Genomic DNA, 21,168 nt, shown 5'->3' with positions numbered 1-21,168 from the left:
GCGCTGGCCACCGGACAGTTCATGCGGATAGCGCGACATTGGGAATTTTGCCGAGGGCAAGCCGACACGGTCGAGCATTTTTCGCGCCCGGTCTTCGGCCTCGGCGCGGCTGGCCCTGGTGTGCCAGCGTATGCCTTCGGCAACCTGTTCGCCTATGGTCTTGACCGGATTGAGCGCCGTCATCGGCTCCTGGAAGACCATGCCGATATCGTCGCCGCGCAGCGCGCACATCTGATCCTCGCTCGCCGTGAGGATGTCGATGCCGTCGAATGTGACGCGTCCGGTGGCGCGCGCGGCATGGGGCAGAAGCTGCATCACCGTCAGCGCGGTCATCGACTTGCCCGAACCCGATTCGCCGACCAGCCCCATCACTTCACCGGGCGCAATGGAAAGCTCCACACCCCTGAGGATCTGCGTGTCGCCGATGGTCAGCGACAGGTTTTCGATGTCGAGCATGCTCATCGCTGCCGCCGCGATTTCGGATCGAGGATGTCGGCGATGCCGTCGCCCAGGAGGTTCAGCCCCAGCACGGCGACAACGATCGCCATGCCCGGAAAGATCGCCATCCATGGCGCCACCACCATGCGGGTCTGCGCGTCGAACAGCATGCGGCCCCAGCTCGGCATTGGCGGTTGCGCGCCAAGGCCGAGATAGGAAAGCCCGGCCTCGGCCAGGATGCCCAGCGCGAACTGGATGGTGCCTTGCACCAGGAGCAGCGTGGCGATGTTGGGCAGCACATGTTCGATTGTGATCTGCGTGCTGCTCTTGCCGGCGGCGCGCGCGGCCAGAATGAACTCGCGCGGCCAGATCGCCAGCGCGCCGGCGCGGGCGACACGGGCAAAGACGGGGATGTTGAAGATGCCGATGGCGATGATGGCGTTGATCGCGCCCGGCCCGAAGATGGCGGTGATCATGATCGCCGACAGCAAAGCCGGGAAGGCGAAGACGAGATCGTTCAGCCGCATCAGCGCTTCGTCGACGAGGCCGCCGCGTGCCGCGGCAAAGGCCCCGAGCGGCACGCCGACCCCCATGCCGATGCCAACCGCGACCAGCGCCACGGCAATCGAATTGCGGGCGCCGACCATGACCATCGACAGGATATCGCGGCCGAAATGGTCGGTGCCGAACCAGTGCGCCAGCGAGGGGGCTTGCGTCTTGTCCGATATCACCAGTTTGGTGACGTCGTAGGGCGTCCAGCCATAAGAGACTGCAGCCATTGCCAGGATCAGCAGGGTGATGACGAAACCGGCCACGAAGGCGGTGTTCCTGAATGCCTTGGCCAGGATGCTGCCGAACGTCTCCTCTGGGATGTCGATGTGCAGTGTCATTGCCGGCTTCTCAGGCGCGGATCGACCACCGCATAGGAAAGGTCGACGAGGAGGTTGACGGCGATGACGGCCGCGACCAGCAGCATGACGACGCTTTCGACCACGATCAGATCGCGCTGGGTGATGGCCTGGAACACCAGCCGGCCGAGGCCGGGCAGATAAAACACATTCTCGATGATGATGGTGCCGGCAAGCAGGAAGGCGAATTGCAGGCCCAGAATGGTCAACACCGGGATCATGGCGTTGCGCAGCGCATGCCGCCACAAGACAGTGCGATAGGGCAAGCCCTTGGCGCGGGCGGTGCGGATATAGTCCTCGTTGAGCACCTCGATCAGCGCCGAGCGGGTAACGCGCGCCAGGATCGCGGCTTGCGGCAAGGCAAGTGCGACCGCCGGTAGCAGCAGCGATTTCAAGGCTGGCCAGATGCCAGCACTCCAGCCGGGAAACCCACCGGCCGGGACCAGCCGCAGCCAGACGGCGAAGACATAGATCAGCATCAGCGCGAACCAGAAATTGGGCACGGCGACGCCAAGCTGTGCGGCGCCCATCGAAATCGTATCACCGGCGCGTCCACGCCGGCTGGCGGAAAACAGGCCAACGGGAATCGCGATGATGGTGGAGAGCGCAAGCGCAATCAGCGCCAGCGGCAGCGAGACGGCAAGCCGCTCGCGCACCAGATCGATGACCGGCACCGAATAGGTGTAGGAGCGGCCGAAATCGAGACTGAGCAGGCCGCCGGCCCATTGCAGGTAGCGCAAGGCCAGCGGCGCGTTGAGGCCCATCTGGTTGCGCAGCAGCTCGACCTGATCGGCACTGGCGTTCAGGCCCAGCATCAGCCGCGCCGGATCGCCGGGCAGGATCTCCAGGACGGCGAACACCACCATGGAAGCCAGCACCAGCGTGGCGAGCGCGACGGCGAAGCGTTTTAGGAGGTAGGCGGTCATGGAAGGTGGGGGATCACTCGCTCCACTTCACCTTGGTCAAATCATTGGCCTGGATCGGGGCGTTTTCCCACAGGCCTTGCAGCTTGGCGTCCCAGACGCCGACCTTGGGCAGTTCGTAGAGGAAGCCGACCACGGCATCGTCCGCCAGGATCTTCTGCGCCTGCCCCAGCAATTCCTTGCGCTTGGCTTCGTCGGAGGTGACGCCGAGATCGGCAATCACCTTGTCGAAGGCCGGGTTGTCGTAGTTGAAGTAATAGTCCTTGCGCGAATAGATATCGATGTCGTTGGGCTCGGTGTGGGAGACGATCGTCAGGTCGTAATCCTTCTTGGTGAACACCTGATCCAGCCACTGCGCCCATTCGACCGGGATGATCTCCAGATCGATGCCCACGTCGCGAAGTTGTGAGGCTATGATTTCGCCACCGAGGCGGGCATAGGCGGGCGGCGGCAGTTTCAACGTCGCCTTGAAGCCGTTTTCGAGGCCTGCCTCTTTCAGCAATTCCTTGGCCTTGGCGACATCATGCTGGTAGCGGCCGGTGAGGTCGACATAATCCTTGCTGGCCGGCGACATGTGCGAGCCGATCGGCTGGCCGAGGCCGGCCGAGGCGCCGTCGATGATCGCCTTGCGATCGAGCGCGTAGGAGATCGCCTGCCTCACCTGCAATTTGTCGAAAGGTGGCTTCTTGTTGTTGATCGACAGGATGGTCTCACCCTCGGTCGAGCCGATCACCACCTTGAAGCGCGGATCGTCCTTGACCTGCGCGAGGCTGTCGGCATCGAAGAACGGGAAGGCCTGTATGTCCCCCGAGAGCAGTGCCGGCACATAGGCCGCGGCATCGGGCACGATGCGGAATTCGGCCTTGTCGAGGGACGCCGGTGTGCCCCAGTAATTGTCCGATTTGACCAGCGTGATCGACGATCCCTTGGCCCAGCTCTGGAACTTGAACGGGCCGGTGCCGATCGGTTTCTCCTTGTTGGTCTCTGCCGATTCCGGCGCCACGATCACCGCGTCACCCCAGCCCATATTGTAGAGGAAGGATCCCTGCGGGTTCTTCAGCGTTATTTTGACGGTCGCCGGATCGACGACGTCTATCGTATCGATGGCCGCGAATAGGCCCTTTTGCGCGTTGACCGAATTTTCGGCGCGGGCTCGATCGAGCGAGAATTTCACGTCGCCGGCATCGAAGTCGGTGCCGTCATGGAATTTCACGCCGGTGTGCAGCTTGAAGGTGTAGACCTTTCCATCATCGGAAATGGTCCAGCTTTCGGCCAGATCCGGCAGCACCTCGCCAGTGGGCCCGATGCGTGTCAGGCCCTCGAACACATTGGCATATAGAACCTCGTCGATTGCCGCGGCGGCACCTGCGGTCGGATCGAGATGCGGGGGTTCGAGCGGAATGCCGATGACCAGGTCGGTCCGCGCGGCAAACGCGGAAGCGCCGGCGGCCAGCGACAGCACCGCGGCCGCCAGGATGGTTTTCCACAATTTCATCGTGCGACTCCCCATGCGTTTCAGACACGTGCTCGAACCCGGGCGATAGAAGCGTGATTTCGTCACGGAGTAAATTGCGTTTCGTTCTGCCCGTTGGCGTGGCCGGGAATGTTTTTGTCCTGGCCACCGCATCGGCAGGTCGAAGCTTGTCGCGGTGCGCCTTACCCCGCGGCTGTGCCGCGCAGCAGCACATTGAGCCCTATCGCCATCACCTTGGCCGATTCTACCATGTCCGATATCCCGACCCATTCGTCCGGCCGGTGGGCGAGGTCGAGAATGCCCGGCCCATAGGCGATGCAATCATAGATATGGCCGATGCGCGCAATGTGCTTCTGGTCGTAGGTGCCGGGCGAAATGACATAGTCGGGTTCGCGGTCGAAGATCGCCATGATGCCTTGCGCAACCGCCTTGACCACCGGGGCGTCGCGCTCGGTCATCAGCGGCAGCACTTCCATCAGGTCGCGGATTTCGTAGTCGAATTTTGTCCGCTCGCGCTTTAGCCGGTCGAGAATACCGGTCACTTCGCCTTTGACGGCGTCGAGATCTTCCTCGAGGAGGAAGCGACGGTCGATGGTCAGCCGGCAGGAGTCGGGCACGTTGGGCGACGGCAGGCCGGGCCGGAAGTCCTCGGTCTGGCCGCCATGGATCGAATTGATGTTCATGGTCGAGCGTTTAGCCCCTTCGGGCACGACGGGCATGCGCGTCATCTTGCGGTCAAGCGCAGGGAACAGCTCGTCCTCGAAAGCCCTCAGCACGGCGCCCATGTGGCGCACCGCATTGTCGCCGAGAAACGGCATTGAGCCGTGCGCGATCTCGCCCTTGGTCTCGATCTCCGCCCACCAGACGCCGCGATGCCCGAGGCAGATGCGGTCCTTGTTGAGCGGCTCGGGAATGATGACGTGGTCGACCCTGGGTTTTGAGAAATAGCCGAGTCTGGCCAGATGGGCGACGCCGCCGAAGCCGCCGGACTCCTCGTCGACGGTGCCGGATATTTCGATGGCGCCGGGAAAGTCGGGGAAGACTTCCAGGAAGGCTTCGGCTGCGATGATCGAGGTGGCCAGTCCGCCCTTCATGTCGCAGGCCCCGCGACCATAGACCTTGCCGTCTTTGACGATGCCGGCGAAAGGATCGACGGTCCAGCCGTCGCCGGCTTCGACCACGTCGATATGCGAGTTGAAGTGGACGCAGGCGCCTGACGATCTTCCGTCGAAACGGGCAACGACATTGACGCGCGGGTAGCGGTCGGTGTCGCCGGGCGTGCCTTCGGCGCGGATGAATTCGGTCTCGAAACCACTCTTCTTCAGCCGCGCGCCGAGATATTCGGCGCATGGCCGATAGGCCTCGCCGGGTGGATTGATGGTCGGAAAACGGATCAGCTCAGTGGTCAGCGCGACGACATCGTCGCGCCTGTCATCGATTGCCCGGAGGAGTCGCTCGTTCATGCCCAGAGTTGAGCAGCGATCTCGGCCGTTTTGCAAGCCCGTTGGTGATCGAGCCTGTGCGGCGTGTCGTTGCGGCAACTATTGCGGGAAATCGTTCAAATTCGCTGCTTTGGATTGGCGAATTGGTCAAGGTGTGTGTGCTAGCCCGTTCATCTGCCATTAAAAAGATGAGAGACAATTTGAGGGCAGGCAGGTTAGGGGCAATCAAAGGGGTTTGATCGCATGAAAAAGACAGTTCTCATGGCAGCCGTGTTTGTTGCGATGCTGTTCGGTGCTTCGGGGCAGGGCTGGGCAGCCAGCCTCGTTGCAAATATTGACGTGTCTTCGCAGACGATGACCGTCAGATATGGCGCGTCGGTTTACCGGTGGAGCGTCTCCACCGCGCGCAAAGGTTACATTACGCCGCGCGGCAGCTATCGGCCGCAACGGACGGCGCGGATGTGGTATTCGCGCAAATACGACATGTCGCCAATGCCTCATTCGGTGTTCTTCCGCGGCGGCTATGCCATTCACGGCACCGGCGCGGTGAGGCAGCTCGGGCGCCCGGCATCGCATGGCTGTGTGCGCTTGCACCCGACCAATGCCGCCGCCTTCTATGCGATGGTTCGGCAAGCCGGTTTCGGCAATACGCGCATTGTCGTCACCAACTGAAGAGATTCAGGTTCGCTGTTGTCGGCTGGCGCAGGGCTAACACCCTCGCCAGCAGTTCTGTTTAAGCGTTCGGGACCGCTTTTGCCTGCGAGGGCCGCTTTCGACGCCCGCCGCTGATCTCCCACCTTTTGTGGAACCACATCCACTGGCCGGGATCTTCTCGCACCCAGCGTTCGACGACATCGTTGAGACGCTGGGTGGTGGCGTGGACATCGACGCTGCCGTCAGCCGTGCGCGGCAATGTCAGCTTGTCCTCGATTTCGAGCCGGAAGCGGTTGCCTGGCAGCCTGATGCAGCGCGCCGGATAGACGTCGCAGTCATAGTGACGGGCAAGGGTGGCCAGCACCCGATTGCTCTGGCACGGACGGCCGAAGAATGTCGTCTCCAGTCCGTTGGAGAATTTCTGGTCGACAAGGATGCCGATGTTGCCGCCGTTCTCCAGGACCCCGGCCAAGGCGAATGAGGCACCGGCCATCGATGGCAGCAACGAGCCCATGGTCGAGCGGCGCGTCGAGAGGATGTAGTCGGCAAGATAAGGATTGTTGGGTGGGCGAAACAGCGCCGTGATGTTCATGCCGAAGGTCGCCGCCGCCACCGGCAGAAGTTCGAAATTGCCGAGATGGCCGGTAAAGACGATGTGCGGCTTCACTTCGCTGGCGATTTCGAGGAAGTGGTCCGCTCCTTTGACCTCGATGCGGCCGGGCTTGATCGCTGTAGGGTCATAGTCGAAGAGGGCGTCGAGAAAGATGTATTCCGCGGCGAGACGGGCCATGTTGCCCCACATGTCGGAGGCGATCGCCTGGATCTCGGCTTCGCCCTTTTCCGGATAGGCCTTGCGCAGATTGTCGACGGCGACCTGATGGCGTCCCACCCGGGGGCCGACCATGCGTGCGGCGCGGTCGGCGAAATCCAACGCACTGTCGGCCGGCAGCAGGCGCAGGACCGAGATGATCATCATTGCGGCGCGCGCCACCAGCCAGTAATTGAGCTGGCGCAGTTGCCTGCCGTAGCGAAATTTTAGATCCCGGCGGAACTTCTTGAACACAGAGGTCAAGGCTCTAGCCGACGCGCAGGATGATCTTGCCGAAAACGTCGCGGCCTTCCATGCGCTTCAGCGCGGCGTCGATACCGTCGAAGCCGACTTCGGTGTCGATGACGGGTGCGACCTGTCCCGCCGCCATTTTCTGCATGGCGTTGGCCATGTTTTCCATGCGGCAGCCAAACGAGCCAAGCAGTTTCAATTGCTGCTGGAACAGCTGCATCAGATTGATCTGCGTCGACACGCCGGAAGTCGAACCGCAGGTCACCAGGCGGCCGCCGCGCTTCAGGCACAACATCGAGGCGGCAAAAGTGTCGGCGCCGACATGTTCGAAGACGACATCGACGCCCTTCTTCTTGGTCAGCTTGCGCACGACGCCCTCGAACCGGTCGTCGCGGTAGTTGATGACATGGTCGGCGCCGAGCGCCTTGGCCTTGTCGATCTTGTCGTTGGAGCCGACCGTGGTGATGATGGTGCAGCCCATCCGCTTGGCCAGCTGGATGGCTGCCGAGCCGATGCCGGATCCGCCGGCATGGATAAGGATCGTCTCGCCGGGCTGTAGCCTGGCGTTGTCGAACAGCATGTGCTCGACCGTGCCGAAGGTGACGGGCGCGACCGCCGCGCCGATGTCGGTCACGCCGGGCGGGGCAGGGACCAGCAGGCGAGCCGGCAGATTGATCTTCTCTTGCGCGAAACCGTCGAGATGGAAACCGTGCACACCCGAAACATGTTCACAGAGGTTGTCGCGGCCTTCGCGGCAGGCTCGGCAGAGGCCGCAGGTGCGCGCGCCGTAGATCGACACCAATTGTCCGGGCAGCAGGCTGGAAACGCCGGGGCCTACCGCCTCGACCTCGCCGGAGGCTTCGGCGCCGACGACCAGAGGCAGCTTGCGCTTGGCGAAGGCCATGCCGCGCCAGCCCCAGACGTCGATATGGTTCAGCGCCACCGCCTTGATGCGCAGCGTGACTTCGCCAAGTGCCGGCGGTGGGGGAGGCGGCAGGTCCACCGTTTCAAGACGGCGGTCCTCGATAAGTTGCAATGCGCGCATTGGGCCTGTCGGTTTCGGTCTGGCTGAAAAAGGTCGCTTAGACCGGTTCCCGCGCCATGACAAGGCAAGTGTTCTGGCCGCCGAAGCCGAAGGAGTTCGACAGAACGGTGCGGACCTCGGCATTGCGCTTCTTGTTCGGCACCACGTCGAGCACGATCGCGGGGTCGGGATTGTCATAGTTGATGGTCGGCGGAATGACGCTTTCGCGCATCGTCATCAGCGAGAACGCCGCCTCGACGGCGCCGGCCGCCGACAGGGTGTGGCCGATCATCGATTTGTTCGACGAGACCGGCATCGAGCCGATCCGCTCGCCGAACACCGTCGACAGCGACAGATGCTCCATCTTGTCGTTTTCCGGCGTCGAGGTGCCGTGGGCGTTAACGTAGTCGATCTCGTCCTGGCTCAAGCCGGCATCGGCTAGCACAGCACGAACCGCCGCGATCGCCGGCGAAGCGTCCGGCTTCGAGCGGGTGCGGTGGAAATCGTCCGCCTTTTCGCCGCAGCCGCGCAGGATGCCAAGAATCGTGGCGCCGCGCGCGAGTGCGGTTTCCAGTGATTCCAGCACTAGCGCGCCCGAACCCTCGGCGAGGACAAAGCCGTCGCGGTCCTTGGAGAAAGGTTTTGACGCCTTTTCGGGAATGTCGTTGTGGGTCGACAGCGCCGACAGCAGCGAAAAGCGGATCAGCGCCTCGGCGGTCGCCGAACCGTCGGCGCCGATCGACAGCGCGCGGTCGCATTCGCCGCGGCGGATCGCCTCGACGCCGAGCTGGATGGCGGTGGCGCCGGAAGCGCAGGCGGTCGACAGCGTGATCGGCAGCCCGCGGGTGCCGAAACGGTCGGCAAGCCGGCCGGCGATCGAGCCGAACTGCGTGGTCTCGAAAAAGTCGAGTTCTTTCAATCCGCGCGCCACCCGCAGCAGCCGTTCGCCGCCGGAGTCCAAATCATTGGAATTGTAGAGCGCGAAGCGGTCGTGCCAGTCGAGTTCGACCGGCGGTGAAGCGAGGAAGAGAGGACCACCAAAATCACCGGAATCGAGGCCGGACTCGGCCACGGCCTCACGCGCGGCGGTTTCCGCCAGTTCATAGGTGAGATGGCTGGAGCCCTTCGAGCTCGACGGCAGGAAGTCGACCATGCCGGAGATGCGGGTGTTGAGATGATCGACCGGAAAACGGGTAATCGGGTGGATGCCCGACTTGCCCAAGGTCAGCGCCGCCCAATTATCGGCCTTGCCGACGCCAAGCGAGGTCACCACGCCGATGCCGGTGACGGCAACGATCGGCCTGCCCATATGATCGTTCAGATTGGCCATGCGGTAGCCCTCGATCGTTTATCGTTGCGGCATGGATCGTGGACCACCGCCTCAGGCGGCGTTGACGAGCGCCATGCCCTCGAATTGGTGATAGCCGATCGCCGTTGCAAGGACGGTTGCGGGAACCCCTTCGAACGGCTTCTCGGCTGCGGCATCAAAAACAGGGTAGGCGGCCTTGCGATCGACGGCCAGCGCCGCCAGTGCCACAGCGAAGGGAAACTGTGCTTCCTTCATGTGTCCGGTCAGGGTCGAGAAACCGCGCGCGGCAATCGCCGGATTGGCATCGAGCGCGGCTTTCTCGGCGATGGTTGCCGTATGGGCGCCCGACGCGCCCGACAGGGCCAGCAATTTGCCGTTCGGCATTGCAGCCTGCTTGAGCAGGGCGGCGATCACGGCGTCGAGTTCTCCCCGTGGGCGCCTGGCGCGGCCGGAGACGACCGGCCCAAGCTCGGCATAGATCTTGCGGCCGCGGCTTATCGCGTGTTCGCGCTGCTCCAGTACCAGGAAGGCACCGCCGGATCCAGTCACGACGCCGCCGCCCTCAGCCCCCTGTCTTTGCCAGACCGGCTTCCACTGGCCGCGATGCAGATAGCCGGCGAGTTCATAGCCGAGCAGCATGTCGGAATGTTCGGTCTGGAAGGCGCCGCCGACCAGGATGTGCGTCGACTGGCCGGAGCGGATGCGCGCGGCTGCTGTCTCGACGGCGGCGACGCCGGCACCTTCCTCGCCCATGAAGGTTCTGGATGAACCGGTCACCTTGTGGACGATGGAGATGTTGCCGGCGAGCAGATTGGAAAGCTGCGCCAGGAACAGTGTCGGCCGCAATTCGGTGGTCAATTTCTCGTTGATCAGCACATCGCGGTCGTTGCGGCTTTCCGAAGCGGCGAGAATGGCGGCATCGACCGCCTCGTCGCGTTCGCCGCCGCCCGCGGCCACGACCATGTCCATGGTCGTGCAGAGTTCGTCATTGCCCTTGATGCCGGCGTCGTCCAGCGCCAGGCCTGCGGCATAGGTGCCGAGCCTCTGCCAGGTTTCCATCTGGCGCTGATCGCCACGTTTGGCGATCTGCAGGTTCCAGTCGATCTCCGGCAATGGATGAACGGTATAGGGTGCAAAGCGCGCCGCTTCGAGCACCGGTTCCAGCCCCGGCTGCACGAGCTTTTGCCAATGGGCGTCCGGACCTTCCCCCAGCGAGGAGACAAGGCCGATACCTGATATGACGACGTCGCGGGGGCTGCTCATGTGCGGCTTTGTGGGTCAGGCGGCAGAGCGCGTCAAGATCGAACGCTCAACCGATGTCAGGCGGTCTTGGCGGCAACCAGCGCGTCGATCTTGGCGCACAGGTTCTTCATGACGAAGTAATCGTCGGTCGAAGCCTTGCCGTCATTGACCTCCTGGGTCCACTTTTCCAGTGGCACCTTGATGCCGAATTCCTTGTCGATGGCAAAGACGATGTCGAGGAAATCGAGGCTGTCGATCCCGAGATCGTCGATCGTGTGGCTCTCGGGCGTAATCGTGTCGATATCGATCTCGCTGGTGTCGGCAATGATCTTGGCGACTTTGTCGAACGTGGTGGACAAGGGCTTTTCCTTCGGTTGCGGGCGGAATCTGTCCGCATCTTGTTTGGGCGCTGTCTAATCGGTTTTTCCCGGCAGGAAAAGGCCTGATGCGCCGGGCGCAGATGGGTAGGGCATCCAGGAAACGCAAGAAGGGCCGCCGGTTTACCCGGCGGCCCTTCTGTTGACGTCACGTCAGCCTTTGTTTCGATGCAGGTCGTTTTTCCAAAACCGGAACCACTTTGGGCGACATGCATCAGCTGTCGCGGAGCTTAACCAGATCGTTCAGCAGCCCGCCGGTTCCGTTGTGGACGGTCAGCCGCTCGACCTTGCCGGCGATAGTTTCCAGAGCCTCGAGCTCCTTCAACCGCAGCATCACCGGGTTTTCCGCCATCACCCTGGCCGTGTTGAGGAGGGAACGCGTCGCGTTCGTCTCCTCGCGGCGACGGATGATGTTGGCCTCGGCCTGCTTTTCGGCCGACACCACCTGGTTGAGGATCTCGCGCATCTCGCCCGGCAGGATGACATCCTTGAGCGCGATATCGCTGACCTCCACCCCGATCTCGGCCATATCGGCGCGGACCTTGCCAGCGGCCTCTTCGTCGATCGTCACCTTCTTTTCAAGGATCTGATCGAGTGTCAGCGCGCCAAGGGTCTTGCGGAAGGCGTACTGCAGGGCGCGGTAAAGGGCTTCGGAGAAGTCCTTCACCATGCTCACCGCCTTGACAGGATCGACGACCCGGTATTCGGCCGCGATGTTGACGCGGATCGTCACGCGATCCTTGGTCAGCACTTCCTGCCCGGCAACGTCGAGCGACTGGCGCTTGAGGTCGACGACCTTGATCTGCACCATGCGTCCGACGTTCCAGAAGCCATGCACGCCCGCCGTCAGCGTCCTGACCAGAACACCGTCGATGAACAGCAGTCCGGCCTGACCGTCGACGACCGGATGGACGGACATCAATTCCGCCTTCCGGGCCTGGCCGAGCCGGCGCATGACCGCCGCATCGATGGCGAGATCGACTGATGTGTCGATCAGCGTCACCTTCCACGGGCCGGCATCCGTCCACAGCACCAGCTTGCGGTCCGACGCCAGCACGGCGTGCAGATTGCCGTCACGCTCGATGATGGCGACATCCGTGCGCCCGGTGCGAACGACGGTGAAATGACGCGCGGCTACATCCGGGAGCTTGTCGAACAACGCCTTCTCGTATGCCGAAACGAATTCCGGGTTCTTCAGATCGTGCCGGGACACTTCGAGGCTGCCGCGCCGGTTGGCGAGCCAGTGCTCGCCCGGCAGCAGGACAGTCTTGATTTCCCCCTTGTGGAGGGTGAGGGCACGTTCGTTTTCCTTTACGAGGACGCGCTCGCGCCCAAGAACCTTGTCGAGAATTGTCATTGTCTTACTCCTGTCGGGCATGGCCCCATGCGAGGCGTCAAGTCATGCGTCGATCGTTCCTTTCGTTTCTCGTTTCACGTCGTCTCTTGCGTCATAGCCCGGGCACGAATGATCCGGGGACTGGTGGCATCAGTCCGTGGCGGGCCTTCGGGAGCGGATCGCGGGGCAGTGAAGCGGGCGCCGGAGGCCTTGGCCTCCCTTGCCGGCGACGCTGCGCCTTGATCGTCACCGCGGGCCTGGCCGCGAGCCGATGGCGAAAGACGCTTGGGATGATCCGCGCCCGAGGGCTTGGGCCATCCGTCCAGTCTTTCACATTCCAGTCCCCGGACCGTTTTTCGGATGGCTTTTCAGGCCAATGGAGAAGGAATCGAACCTTCGACAGTCAGATTAACAATCTGATGCTCTAACCAAACTGAGCTATCCGTGGTGCAGATGAAGGGAATTGAACCCCCGACCTCCGGACCCAAATCCGGCGCTCTCCCGCTGAGCTACATCCGCGATCCCAATCCCCAAAGCAGCGCCGTATACAGGGCGGCAAAGCCGCCTGCACGGGCGGAGGCGAAAGCTCCAACCGTTGTGCTCACTTTGGTTCTCGTGACCGGGAGCGCGCCTATAGCCCCTGCGACGGGTTGTCGCAAGCGGCATTGTCGTGGCGGATTTGCGGCTTCTTGCGGCGGTGGCATTTAGGCAACACCGCTTTCGACGTCAGCGATCGCGCGCAGGGCGCTCAGAAGGTGACGCGGCCGAGCACGCGCAGGCCATCGCCCTGCGGCTCCACGACCACGGCCTCGCCTTCGCGCGGTGAGATGCCGGTCAGCGCCACGATGTCTTCCAGATGGGTAACCATGACCAGATTGTCGGAGCCGGAATAGGCGCGGATTTCTTTCAGGATCGCCGCGATCTGCGCGGCTTTCTGCGCCTCGTCGCCCTTCAGGAGATCGAGCGGAGCAAACAGCTCCGGCTCGGCCTCGAAGGCGATGCGGGCAGTGTCGAGGCAGCGGCAATAGCGGCTGGACAGCACGCGCTCGATCGGTGCCGCACGGGCGGCAAACAGAGCGCCGATCTTGCTCGCCTGTTGCTTGCCACGCGCCGACAGGTTCATCTGGGTGGCACAACTGTCGATGTCGAAATTGGCCGGGTCGGTGGTGCCGGTGACCATGGCATGACGCAGCAGCACGACGTGTCCGCCATCGCGCAGCAGCGCCCAGCCTGCATCCGTGGCGTGGGCTACGCCGGGAATAAGAAACAGGAACAACGCCAAGGCAAATCGAATCATCCGCTATCCTTCTCCGGTTCCCGGCAATGGGTTCCGGTGACGGGACATATAGGGACGGTAAAGCCAGCCGAAAGACAAGGCGCGGTCGGCGGGATGCGTAGACCTACTTCTTCGCCATCTGCTTCTTCACCAGATCGATCTTCTGGTCGGTGAGCGGGATGGGGATCGTGTAGCCGGCTTCGGTAAAGCCCTGCTTGGCGTTCTCGAAGAATTCGATCGCCTTTTGATACTCGGCCTTGCCCCCGCCATAGCTGGCTCGGTTCCAGCTGACGTCACCGAGATTGTTCTGCGCGAAGGCCCATTGCATGGGCAGGCCTTCCCTCGAGAATACCTTCAGCGTCGCCGTGAAGGCGGCCTCGGCATCACCGAGATATTTGTCGGTGCGTTCGAGATTGCCGAGGTTGAGCAGGCTCATGCCGATGCCGTTCTGGGCGTTGGCCCAGTCGACCGGTGCCGCGTCGACGGTGAGTACTTCGAGGGCTGCCCGGCGGGCCGCTATGGACTCAAGCAGGGTCCTGGAGTCGGCATTGCTCATGCTCAGCCAGTGCAGCGTCGAGCCGAGGCCGGCCTGGGCCAGCGCCCATTGGCGGGGATTCGTCTCGCGCTTGTACTCGCGCAACGCATCGCGGTAGGCGGCAATGGCTTCACCATAATGTTCCGGCTTGTCGGTCACGCCGCCCAGAAGCTGCAGCGTGTTGCCGAGATTGTAGTGGCTCATTGCCCAATCGCGAGGGAACTTTCGTCTGACATAGACCTGCCGGGCCGCCCGGAAGGCGCTCGCCGACTGCTCCAGCTTGGCCGCGTCGCGGGTGCGCTGGCCAAGCGTCTGGTAGATCGAACCGAGATTGTTCTGCGCCGACGCCCAGTCCATCGGGAAACGCTGCCGGGTAAAGACCGTCAGTGCGTCATCATAGGCGGCCGCGGCCTCTTCGAGCGCGCCGGTGCCCATATCGAAGCGGGCGACACCGCTCAGCGCGTTGCCGAGGTTGAGCCGGCTGGTTGCCCACGAAACCGGGAAGGTCTCGCGGGTTCGCACCTCGAGCGCGGCCCGGAACGCGTCGGCCGCCTCGTTTATCTTCGCCTTGTCGTTGAGCTGAATGCCGAGCGACACCAGCGTGTTGCCGAGGTTGTTCTCGACCATCGCCCATTCAACCGGCGCCTTTTCGCGCGTGTATTCCTCAAGTGCCAGCCGGTAGGCGGCCTCGGCTTGCGCCAGATGTTCGCCGGCGGCCTCGCGCTCGGAAAGCGCATAGAGCGCCAGGCCGAGATTGTTCTGCGAAGCGGCCCAGTCGAGCGGCACTTTTTCGCGCGGGCGTTTCTGGAGCGTCGCGCGCATCGCTGCCACCGCCTCGTTCAGGCGCTTCGGGTCACTCTCGCGTTCGCCGATCTTCAAGAGCACATTGGCCAGGTTGTTCTGCGCGGCGGCCCAGTTGAGATCGTCCTTCTCGCGCTCGAACACGACAAGCGAATCGCGAAAGATCCGAGCCGCTTCTTCAAGGCGCGCGGTCTCCGTCTCGCGCTCGCCGATGGTCTGTAGCACCACCGCCATGTTGTTGCGGGTGATCGCCCAGTCGCGATTCTGTTCGCCGTTGGGGATGAAGTTCAGGATGGTGCGGTAGGCCTCGATGGCGTGCTTTAGCGCATCGAGGTCGCCGGTGGCGTAGCCGTAGGCGTTCAACGCCTCGGCTTCCTGGTTCTTGTAGTTCCAGCGCAGCTTGTCGTCCCATTTTTCGGCCAGCGAAAACGCCTTGGCGTAGTCGCCGGCGGCGGATTTGTAGTCGAACACCAGGCCAGAGGCATCGGCCCGCCTGGCATAGATCGCGGCATCGGCAAGACGCTTCTGCTTGACGAGATCCTCGGCTTGATCGACCGCATCGTTGGTCTGCTCGACCCGGCCGACCGCATCATCGAGGAATTTGCGCGCCGTTACGATGGCGCCCTGGCCGATCGCCTTGTCGGCGGAAGCGACAAGCCGTTTGATCTCCGGATCGTCGGTGCGCAGTGCTGCACGCTCGGACATCATCTTCTTCAGGCGCTCGGCCTGGGCGTCGAGCACCTTTTGCAGGTCGGTCGGGTCTTCGGGGATCTTTTCCGTGCCGAGCGCCTTCAGCACGCCATAAAGCGCGTCGAGCGGCACGCCTTCCTGCAGCGAGGCCAGTTCCACCTGCGCCCGTTTCGGGTCGGGCAGGTCGGAAATCGTCAGCAGGAGCTGGCGCCTTTCGCCTGTGATCAGTCCGTCGTCGCCGGTCGGCTCCGCCGGCGCGACGCCGAAATAGAGCAGCCGGCGCAGGCTTTCATTGATCCAGGGACGCTGCTTCGCCTTTGTGTCGAGATAGACCTCCTCGGTCACCATGCGCATGACCGAGCCGAATTCGGTGCCCTTCATCGCCGCGAGGTGGCGCAGCAGGGCGGACGCGTAAGGGCTGTTTTCGCCGGCGGCGCCATCAAGCGCCGGACGACCCGGTTCTGCGGCAAAGCCGACCACTGTACCCAGGCTCGCGTCGGCCGCCGGAGCATTGCCGAGCGCCTTGGCGCCGCGCAGCGGCTCCAACCCGCCTGCGCCTATGGGCGAGGCGGAAGCGGTCGGTGAGCGCCGTACCACTGCGTCCGCGGGGAATGGATTGGTGCGGCAGGCGTCGAGCAGCATGATCGTCACCGGCACTGTCTTTTTCAATGCCTCCATGACGGCGGATATCGGCACAAGGCTGGTGCCGGCATCCTTCAGCGACGACACCTCGGCATCGACCGGAACCAGATAGTTCTCACCGCCTGCCTCGATGCCGTGACCGGAATAGTAGATAAAGGCGACATCGGCGCCGTCGGCATCTTCGGTGAACCGCTCCAGGTCGCGCTTCAGCTTGGTGGCGTCACGGTCGGTGACGCTGCGGGCGTCGAAGCCAAGGTCGGTCAGCATCTTGGCCATGTCGCGCGCGTCGTTGGCGGGGTTGGGGAGGGCGGCGATGTGCAGGTAATTCGACTGGCCGATGATCAGCGCCACGCCCTTGAGGCTTTTCGTCTCGGCAACGGCAAGCGCGGCCGCGGCAAGACAAAGCAGTGCGGCGGCGAAAGCCGTCAGCCATGCCCGCCGCAAACGACTAAGGTTCGAGAGTCCGACAAAGGCCATTTGTCGTTCGTGTCCGCCCTGATGATCCAAACCCTCTATAACGCTGCCAGCCGACGATGATCAAATTCAGGCGCGATTGCGTCGCGGTCGTGGCTCGCCTATCACGGGAAACTCGCCCGTCACGGTAAAAATGTCTCCGCTCACCGAAACCGTCCTTTTCGTCTTCAGCCTTGTCGCGCTCGGCTACCTCGCCGGGCTCACCGGCTATCTGAAGCCGGCGAGCGGCGAGGGGATATCGGAATTTGCCATCAACGTGGCGATGCCGCTGCTTCTGTTCCAGACGATGGTGAAGTCCGATTTCCACGGCGTGGCGCCATGGTCGCTGTGGGGCGCCTATTTCGCCGCGGTCGCCATCACTTGGGCCGCCGGCCATCTGGTCACCACCCGTATCTTCGGCAGGGATGCCCGCGCCGGCGTCGTCGGCGGGGTTTCGTCCGCCTTTTCCAATATCGTGCTGCTCGGCGTTCCCTTCATTCTTGGCATCTTTGGCCCGAGCGGCTTCGAAGTGCTGTCGCTGCTGGTCTCCGTGCATCTGCCGATCATGCTGATGGCCTCGATCGTGTTGTTCGAAGTCTTCGGCCGCGGCAGCGGCGAACCCGTGCATCCCTTGCGCGTTATCCGTAGCTTCCTCAGGCGGCTTTTCATGAATCCGTTGATCATCGGCATTCTGGCAGGCCTTGCATGGCGCATCACGGGTGCGCCGCTGCCTGATGTCGCCATGCGCCTGGTCGATGCGCTGGCCGATACGGCCGGTCCGGTGGCGCTGTTTGCCATGGGGCTCAGCCTGCGCCGCTTCGGCATTTCGGGCAATGTCAGGCCGGCGTTGGTGCTTTCGGTGCTGAAGCTGTTCCTGATGCCAGCGCTGGTCCTGGTCTTCGTCTGGCTGCTCGGCCTGCCGCCCTTGACGGCCAAGGTGGCGGTGATGGTGGCCGCGATGCCATCCGGCGTCAATTCCTATCTGATCGCGGTGCAGTTCAACACCGGCCAGGCGTTGGCGTCGAACCAGATGACCATCGCCACGGCCTGCGCCGCCGTCACCACCGCTTTCTGGCTGACTGTCGTCTTGCACGTTTTCGGGTAAGGCATCGGAGCTAAGGACGTCAGCTTGCTCTCGTCTCGCTGTGGCCCAACCCCTATATGCCATCTTGCGATTGCTTGCGTGCCTTGCCCTCGGTAAAGAGCAGTGGCTCCGGCGTGCCGGCCTCAGTCCATGGCGCACGCTCACCGAAGATTTCACAGACCCGCCCGTCAGGGCGCCGAACGGAGGATAGACCATGCTTCAGAAAACCAGCCATTTCATGCGGCAGGCCAATCTCATCAATGGCGAATGGGTGCAGGCCGACAGCGGCCAGACGGTCGACGTCAACAACCCGGCCACCGGTCTCAAGATCGGCACCGTGCCGAAGTCGGGCAAGGCCGAGACCCGCCGCGCCATCGAAGCCGCCGCGGAAGCTTTCAAGACCTGGCGCAAGACGACCGCGCTCGAGCGGTCAAAGCTGCTGCGCAAGCTGCATGACGCGATGATGGACAACCAGGACGTACTGGCCGAACTGCTGACCATCGAACAGGGCAAGTCGCTGTTCGAATCGAAGGGCGAGATCGGCTCCGCCGCGGCCTACATATTGTGGTTCGCCGAGGAAGGCCGCCGCACCTATGGCGACGTCGTGCCGTCGCCGTGGGCGGATCGCCGTATCCTGGTCACCAAGGAGCCGGTCGGCGTCATCGCCGCCATCACGCCGTGGAATTTCCCGTCCTCGATGCTGGCCCGCAAGCTCGGCCCGGCGCTCGCCGCCGGCTGCACCGCCGTGGTCAAGCCTGCGTCGCAGACACCGTACTCGGGTCTCGCCTGGGGCGCGCTTGCCGAGGAAGTCGGTTTCCCCAAGGGCGTCGTCAACATTCTGACCGGTTCGGCCAGCGAGATCGGTGACGAAATCTGCGCCAATCCGCTGGTATCCAAGATCACCTTCACCGGATCGACCGAGGTCGGCAAGCTTCTCATCCAGAAGTCGTCGGTCACCGTCAAGAAGGTGTCGATGGAGCTCGGCGGCAACGCGCCGTTCATCGTTTTCGACGACGCCGATCTCGAGCGTGCGGTCGCCGGTGCGATCACCGCCAAGTACCGCAATTCCGGCCAGACCTGCGTTTGCACCAACCGCTTCCTTGTCCAGGCTGGTGTCTATGACAAGTTCGTCGAGAAGCTCGCTGCCGCCAGCAACGGGCTGAAGGTCGGCTCCGGCCTCGAGGACGGCGTGCAGCAGGGGCCGCTGATCGACGAGAAGGCGGTCGAGAAGGTCGAGGAACTGATCGCCGACGCGACATCCAAGGGCGGCAAGATCGTCGCCGGCGGCAAGCGCCATGCGCTCGGCGGTTCGTTCTTCCAGCCGACGGTCATCGCCAACGCGACACCCAAGATGCGCTTCATGAAGGAAGAGATCTTTGGCCCGGTCGCACCGGTGTTCAAATTCGAGACCGAGGAGGAAGCCGTCGCCCTCGCCAACGACACCGAATTCGGCCTCGCCTGCTACTTCTACACCGGCGATCTCGGCCGCGCCTTCCGTGTGATGGAAGGGCTGAAATACGGCATGGTCGGCGTCAATGAAGGCCTCATCACCACGCCGGAAGCGCCGTTCGGCGGCGTCAAGGAATCCGGCCTCGGCAAGGAAGGCGGACATCAGGGCATCGAGGATTATCTCGACACCAAATATGTCTGCATCGGCGGCCTCGGCCTCTGATAGGTTGTCCTTGGGATGAGCAGGCTGATGGCCTGCCCATCCCTCATGGAAAAACCAGCCGAAGTCTTCTGGATCAACTGGCATTTACGGGCATGGCGATGAAGGACGGCGAGGTTTTCGGCACGACGCAGGCTGGCGAGCAGGTGCGTCGCTTCACGATCAGCGGCGGCGGCATCACAGCCAACATCATCGGTCTGGGCGCGATCATCCAGGATCTGCGCCTGACCGGGCATGATGCGCCGCTGGTGCTCGGCTACGACAGTCTGGAAGGCTACGAGACGGATACGGCCTTCTTCGGAGCGGTCGTCGGCCGCTATGCCAACCGCATCCGCGACGGCCGCTTCACCATTGGCGGCAATCGCTACCAGACCGAGCAAAACTTCCTCGACAAGCATACGCTGCATGGCGGTTCGCAAGGTTACTCCCACCGGCCGTGGACGGTTTCCTTGCATGGCAGGGATTTCGTCACGCTGACCCTGCACGATCCCGACGGCACGATGGGTTTTCCCGGTGCGCTCGACGTCACCTGCACCTATCGGCTGAAGATCCCCGGCACGCTTAGCGTCGAGCTGACAGCCACCTGTGAGGAGCCGACGCTGTGCAATCTCACCCAGCATTCCTACTTCAACCTGGACGATGGCGGCGCCGGAGACATTCTCGACCACAGGGTGATGTTGAATGCCGGCGCCTATCTGCCGGTCGATGGCGATATGATCCCGACCGGGGTGGTCAAGCCGGTTGACGGCACGCCGTTCGATTTCCGCCAGGCGCGGCCGTTGCGCATGGAGACCGAGGGCGAACAGCTGCCCTACGACCAGAATTTCTGCCTCGCTTCGACACGCGGGCCGCTCAAACAGGCGGCGTGGACGCAAGGCGCCAGTTCCGGTGTCGAGATGGAGGTCTGGACCACTGAGCCCGGCGTCCAGCTCTATACCGGTCAGTATGTGACGCCGCGCACCGGGCTGGAAGGGCGGAACTACAAGGCCTTTTGCGGTTTCTGCCTCGAGCCGCAGATTTGGCCGGATGCGCCGAACCGGCCCTATTTCCCGCAGGCGACGCTGTGGCCGGGCGCGATCTACCACCACGTCACGGAATACAGATTCCGGCTACCTTAGCCTTCGAACGCCGCCCGCAGCGTCTCGAACGGCGCCAGTGCGCCACGTACCTGCACTACGGCGGCGGCGACACGATGGGCATGGCGTGCGGCTTCCAGCGGTTCGTGACCGGCAAGTCGAGCCGCAAGATAGCCGCCGTTGAAGGAATCGCCGGCGCCCGTCGTATCAGCGGGCGCAGCGACATGGATCGCCGGGACTTCGCGCAGCGTTTCTCGTTGGGCAATCAGCGCCGGCGCTTCGCCGTTCTTGACGACGACCTCGCCGACGATTTGCCCGAGCCGCTGTGCGGTCGCTTGCGGTGTTGCATCGCCAAACAGCATCTGCTCGTCGGGAAAGGTTGGTAATGCGATATCAGTGACGGCAAGGGCTTCGACGATCGCTGCCTGCGCCTCCTCGCGCTCACGCCAGAGCCGCGGCCGGTAATTGGGGTCGAAGGCGATAAGTGAACCAGCCGAACGCGCCTTGGCGACGGCGGCCAGCAACGCAGCGCGCGCGGCTTCGTCCAGAATTGCCAAAGTGATTCCGGAAAAATAGACAAGTGACTGATTTTCCAAGTTTTTCGATAATGCGGCCGGGTCCGAGGCAAGCTGCCGCGCGGCGGCGTCGCCACGCCAATAGGTGAAGGAACGTTCGGCTCCCGTCAGCGTGATGGCATAGAGGCCGGGCCGCGCGCCCGCTATGAGCGGGCTGGAGCCGATGCCAATGCCGTTTTC

General features: G+C 63.2%; 17 protein-coding genes, 2 tRNA genes and 1 pseudogene (1 of these 20 cut by a window edge). 4 read left to right on the top strand and 16 right to left on the bottom strand.

What is annotated here, in order from left to right; translation table 11 throughout:
• From EOB80_RS35690 to EOB80_RS31870, 5 genes are all read right to left on the bottom strand, one after another.
• Positions 1-462, bottom strand: a 462-nt coding sequence (locus EOB80_RS35690; protein WP_245466492.1) for an ATP-binding cassette domain-containing protein, incomplete at its 3' end; no start/stop codon positions are given.
• Complete coding sequence (locus tag EOB80_RS31885; protein WP_127331883.1) at positions 459-1,328, bottom strand: ABC transporter permease; 870 nt, start codon at positions 1,326-1,328, stop codon at positions 459-461. The genes EOB80_RS35690 and EOB80_RS31885, both read right to left, overlap by 4 nt.
• Positions 1,325-2,272, bottom strand: a complete 948-nt coding sequence (locus EOB80_RS31880) for an ABC transporter permease (RefSeq protein WP_127331881.1) — start codon at positions 2,270-2,272, stop codon at positions 1,325-1,327. Before EOB80_RS31880 ends, EOB80_RS31885 begins: the two co-directional genes overlap by 4 nt.
• Before the next feature lie 13 nt (positions 2,273-2,285).
• Positions 2,286-3,764 (bottom strand): ABC transporter substrate-binding protein, encoded by a 1,479-nt coding sequence (locus EOB80_RS31875; RefSeq protein WP_127331879.1) that lies wholly within the window; start codon positions 3,762-3,764, stop codon positions 2,286-2,288.
• A 161-nt stretch (positions 3,765-3,925) separates the two neighbouring features.
• Positions 3,926-5,206 (bottom strand): acetylornithine deacetylase/succinyl-diaminopimelate desuccinylase family protein, encoded by a 1,281-nt coding sequence (locus tag EOB80_RS31870; RefSeq protein ID WP_127331877.1) that lies wholly within the window; start codon positions 5,204-5,206, stop codon positions 3,926-3,928.
• A 222-nt stretch (positions 5,207-5,428) separates the two neighbouring features.
• Between EOB80_RS31870 and EOB80_RS31865 the strand changes: the two genes are divergently transcribed.
• Entirely contained in the window at positions 5,429-5,857 is a 429-nt protein-coding gene (locus tag EOB80_RS31865) for a L,D-transpeptidase (protein ID WP_023812266.1), read from the top strand.
• Positions 5,858-5,918: 61 nt separating this feature from the next.
• Here EOB80_RS31865 and EOB80_RS31860 read toward each other — a convergent pair whose 3' ends face one another.
• The 10 genes from EOB80_RS31860 to EOB80_RS31815 all read right to left on the bottom strand — a co-directional run bounded on the left by EOB80_RS31860 (position 5,919) and on the right by EOB80_RS31815 (position 16,608).
• The gene (locus EOB80_RS31860; RefSeq protein ID WP_164762801.1) at positions 5,919-6,902 is read right to left on the bottom strand and encodes a lipid A biosynthesis lauroyl acyltransferase; all 984 of its coding nucleotides are present in this window, start codon (positions 6,900-6,902) and stop codon (positions 5,919-5,921) included.
• Positions 6,903-6,915: 13 nt separating this feature from the next.
• On the bottom strand, positions 6,916-7,944 hold the full coding sequence (locus EOB80_RS31855; protein WP_013531222.1) for a zinc-binding dehydrogenase: 1,029 nt from the start codon (positions 7,942-7,944) through the stop codon (positions 6,916-6,918).
• A 37-nt stretch (positions 7,945-7,981) separates the two neighbouring features.
• Positions 7,982-9,253, bottom strand: a complete 1,272-nt coding sequence (locus EOB80_RS31850; RefSeq protein WP_127331873.1) for a beta-ketoacyl-ACP synthase — start codon at positions 9,251-9,253, stop codon at positions 7,982-7,984.
• Between the two features lie 51 nt (positions 9,254-9,304).
• Positions 9,305-10,495: a beta-ketoacyl-ACP synthase gene (locus EOB80_RS31845; protein WP_127331871.1), complete on the bottom strand. Its 1,191-nt coding sequence runs from the start codon at positions 10,493-10,495 to the stop codon at positions 9,305-9,307.
• Between the two features lie 56 nt (positions 10,496-10,551).
• A complete protein-coding gene (locus EOB80_RS31840; RefSeq protein WP_010909964.1) occupies positions 10,552-10,833 on the bottom strand; it encodes an acyl carrier protein in 282 nt (93 codons plus the stop codon).
• Positions 10,834-11,065: 232 nt separating this feature from the next.
• Positions 11,066-12,208, bottom strand: coding sequence for a slipin family protein (locus EOB80_RS31835; RefSeq protein ID WP_164762800.1), 1,143 nt, complete (start codon positions 12,206-12,208; stop codon positions 11,066-11,068).
• A 352-nt stretch (positions 12,209-12,560) separates the two neighbouring features.
• A tRNA-Asn gene (locus tag EOB80_RS31830) sits at positions 12,561-12,630 on the bottom strand.
• 2 nt (positions 12,631-12,632) lie between these two features.
• A tRNA-OTHER gene (locus tag EOB80_RS31825) sits at positions 12,633-12,706 on the bottom strand.
• Between the two features lie 229 nt (positions 12,707-12,935).
• Positions 12,936-13,484, bottom strand: a complete 549-nt coding sequence (locus EOB80_RS31820; protein ID WP_127267431.1) for a histidine phosphatase family protein — start codon at positions 13,482-13,484, stop codon at positions 12,936-12,938.
• Positions 13,485-13,587: 103 nt separating this feature from the next.
• The gene (locus EOB80_RS31815; protein ID WP_127331869.1) at positions 13,588-16,608 is read right to left on the bottom strand and encodes a caspase domain-containing protein; all 3,021 of its coding nucleotides are present in this window, start codon (positions 16,606-16,608) and stop codon (positions 13,588-13,590) included.
• Positions 16,609-16,738: 130 nt separating this feature from the next.
• On the opposite strand from EOB80_RS31815, the gene EOB80_RS31810 reads away from it, so the two are divergent.
• The 3 genes from EOB80_RS31810 to EOB80_RS31800 all read left to right on the top strand — a co-directional run bounded on the left by EOB80_RS31810 (position 16,739) and on the right by EOB80_RS31800 (position 20,455).
• Positions 16,739-17,689 carry an AEC family transporter gene (locus tag EOB80_RS31810; RefSeq protein ID WP_127331867.1) on the top strand — a complete coding sequence of 317 codons (951 nt, stop codon included), beginning with the start codon at positions 16,739-16,741 and terminating at the stop codon, positions 17,687-17,689.
• Between the two features lie 193 nt (positions 17,690-17,882).
• A complete protein-coding gene (locus EOB80_RS31805; protein ID WP_027039039.1) occupies positions 17,883-19,340 on the top strand; it encodes an NAD-dependent succinate-semialdehyde dehydrogenase in 1,458 nt (485 codons plus the stop codon).
• A 92-nt stretch (positions 19,341-19,432) separates the two neighbouring features.
• Entirely contained in the window at positions 19,433-20,455 is a 1,023-nt protein-coding gene (locus EOB80_RS31800; RefSeq protein ID WP_127331865.1) for an aldose epimerase family protein, read from the top strand.
• Here EOB80_RS31800 and EOB80_RS31795 read toward each other — a convergent pair.
• Positions 20,452-21,168: pseudogene (locus tag EOB80_RS31795) on the bottom strand (sugar kinase) (it continues 200 nt past the right edge of the window). The gene EOB80_RS31800 and the pseudogene EOB80_RS31795 overlap by 4 nt on opposite strands.

The organism is Mesorhizobium sp. M7A.F.Ca.MR.245.00.0.0, from assembly GCF_003997415.1.
Classification (GTDB): Bacteria; Pseudomonadota; Alphaproteobacteria; order Rhizobiales; family Rhizobiaceae; genus Mesorhizobium.
Note: the sequence above shows the minus strand (reverse complement) of the source record. Positions and strands in the feature narration are given on the sequence as shown.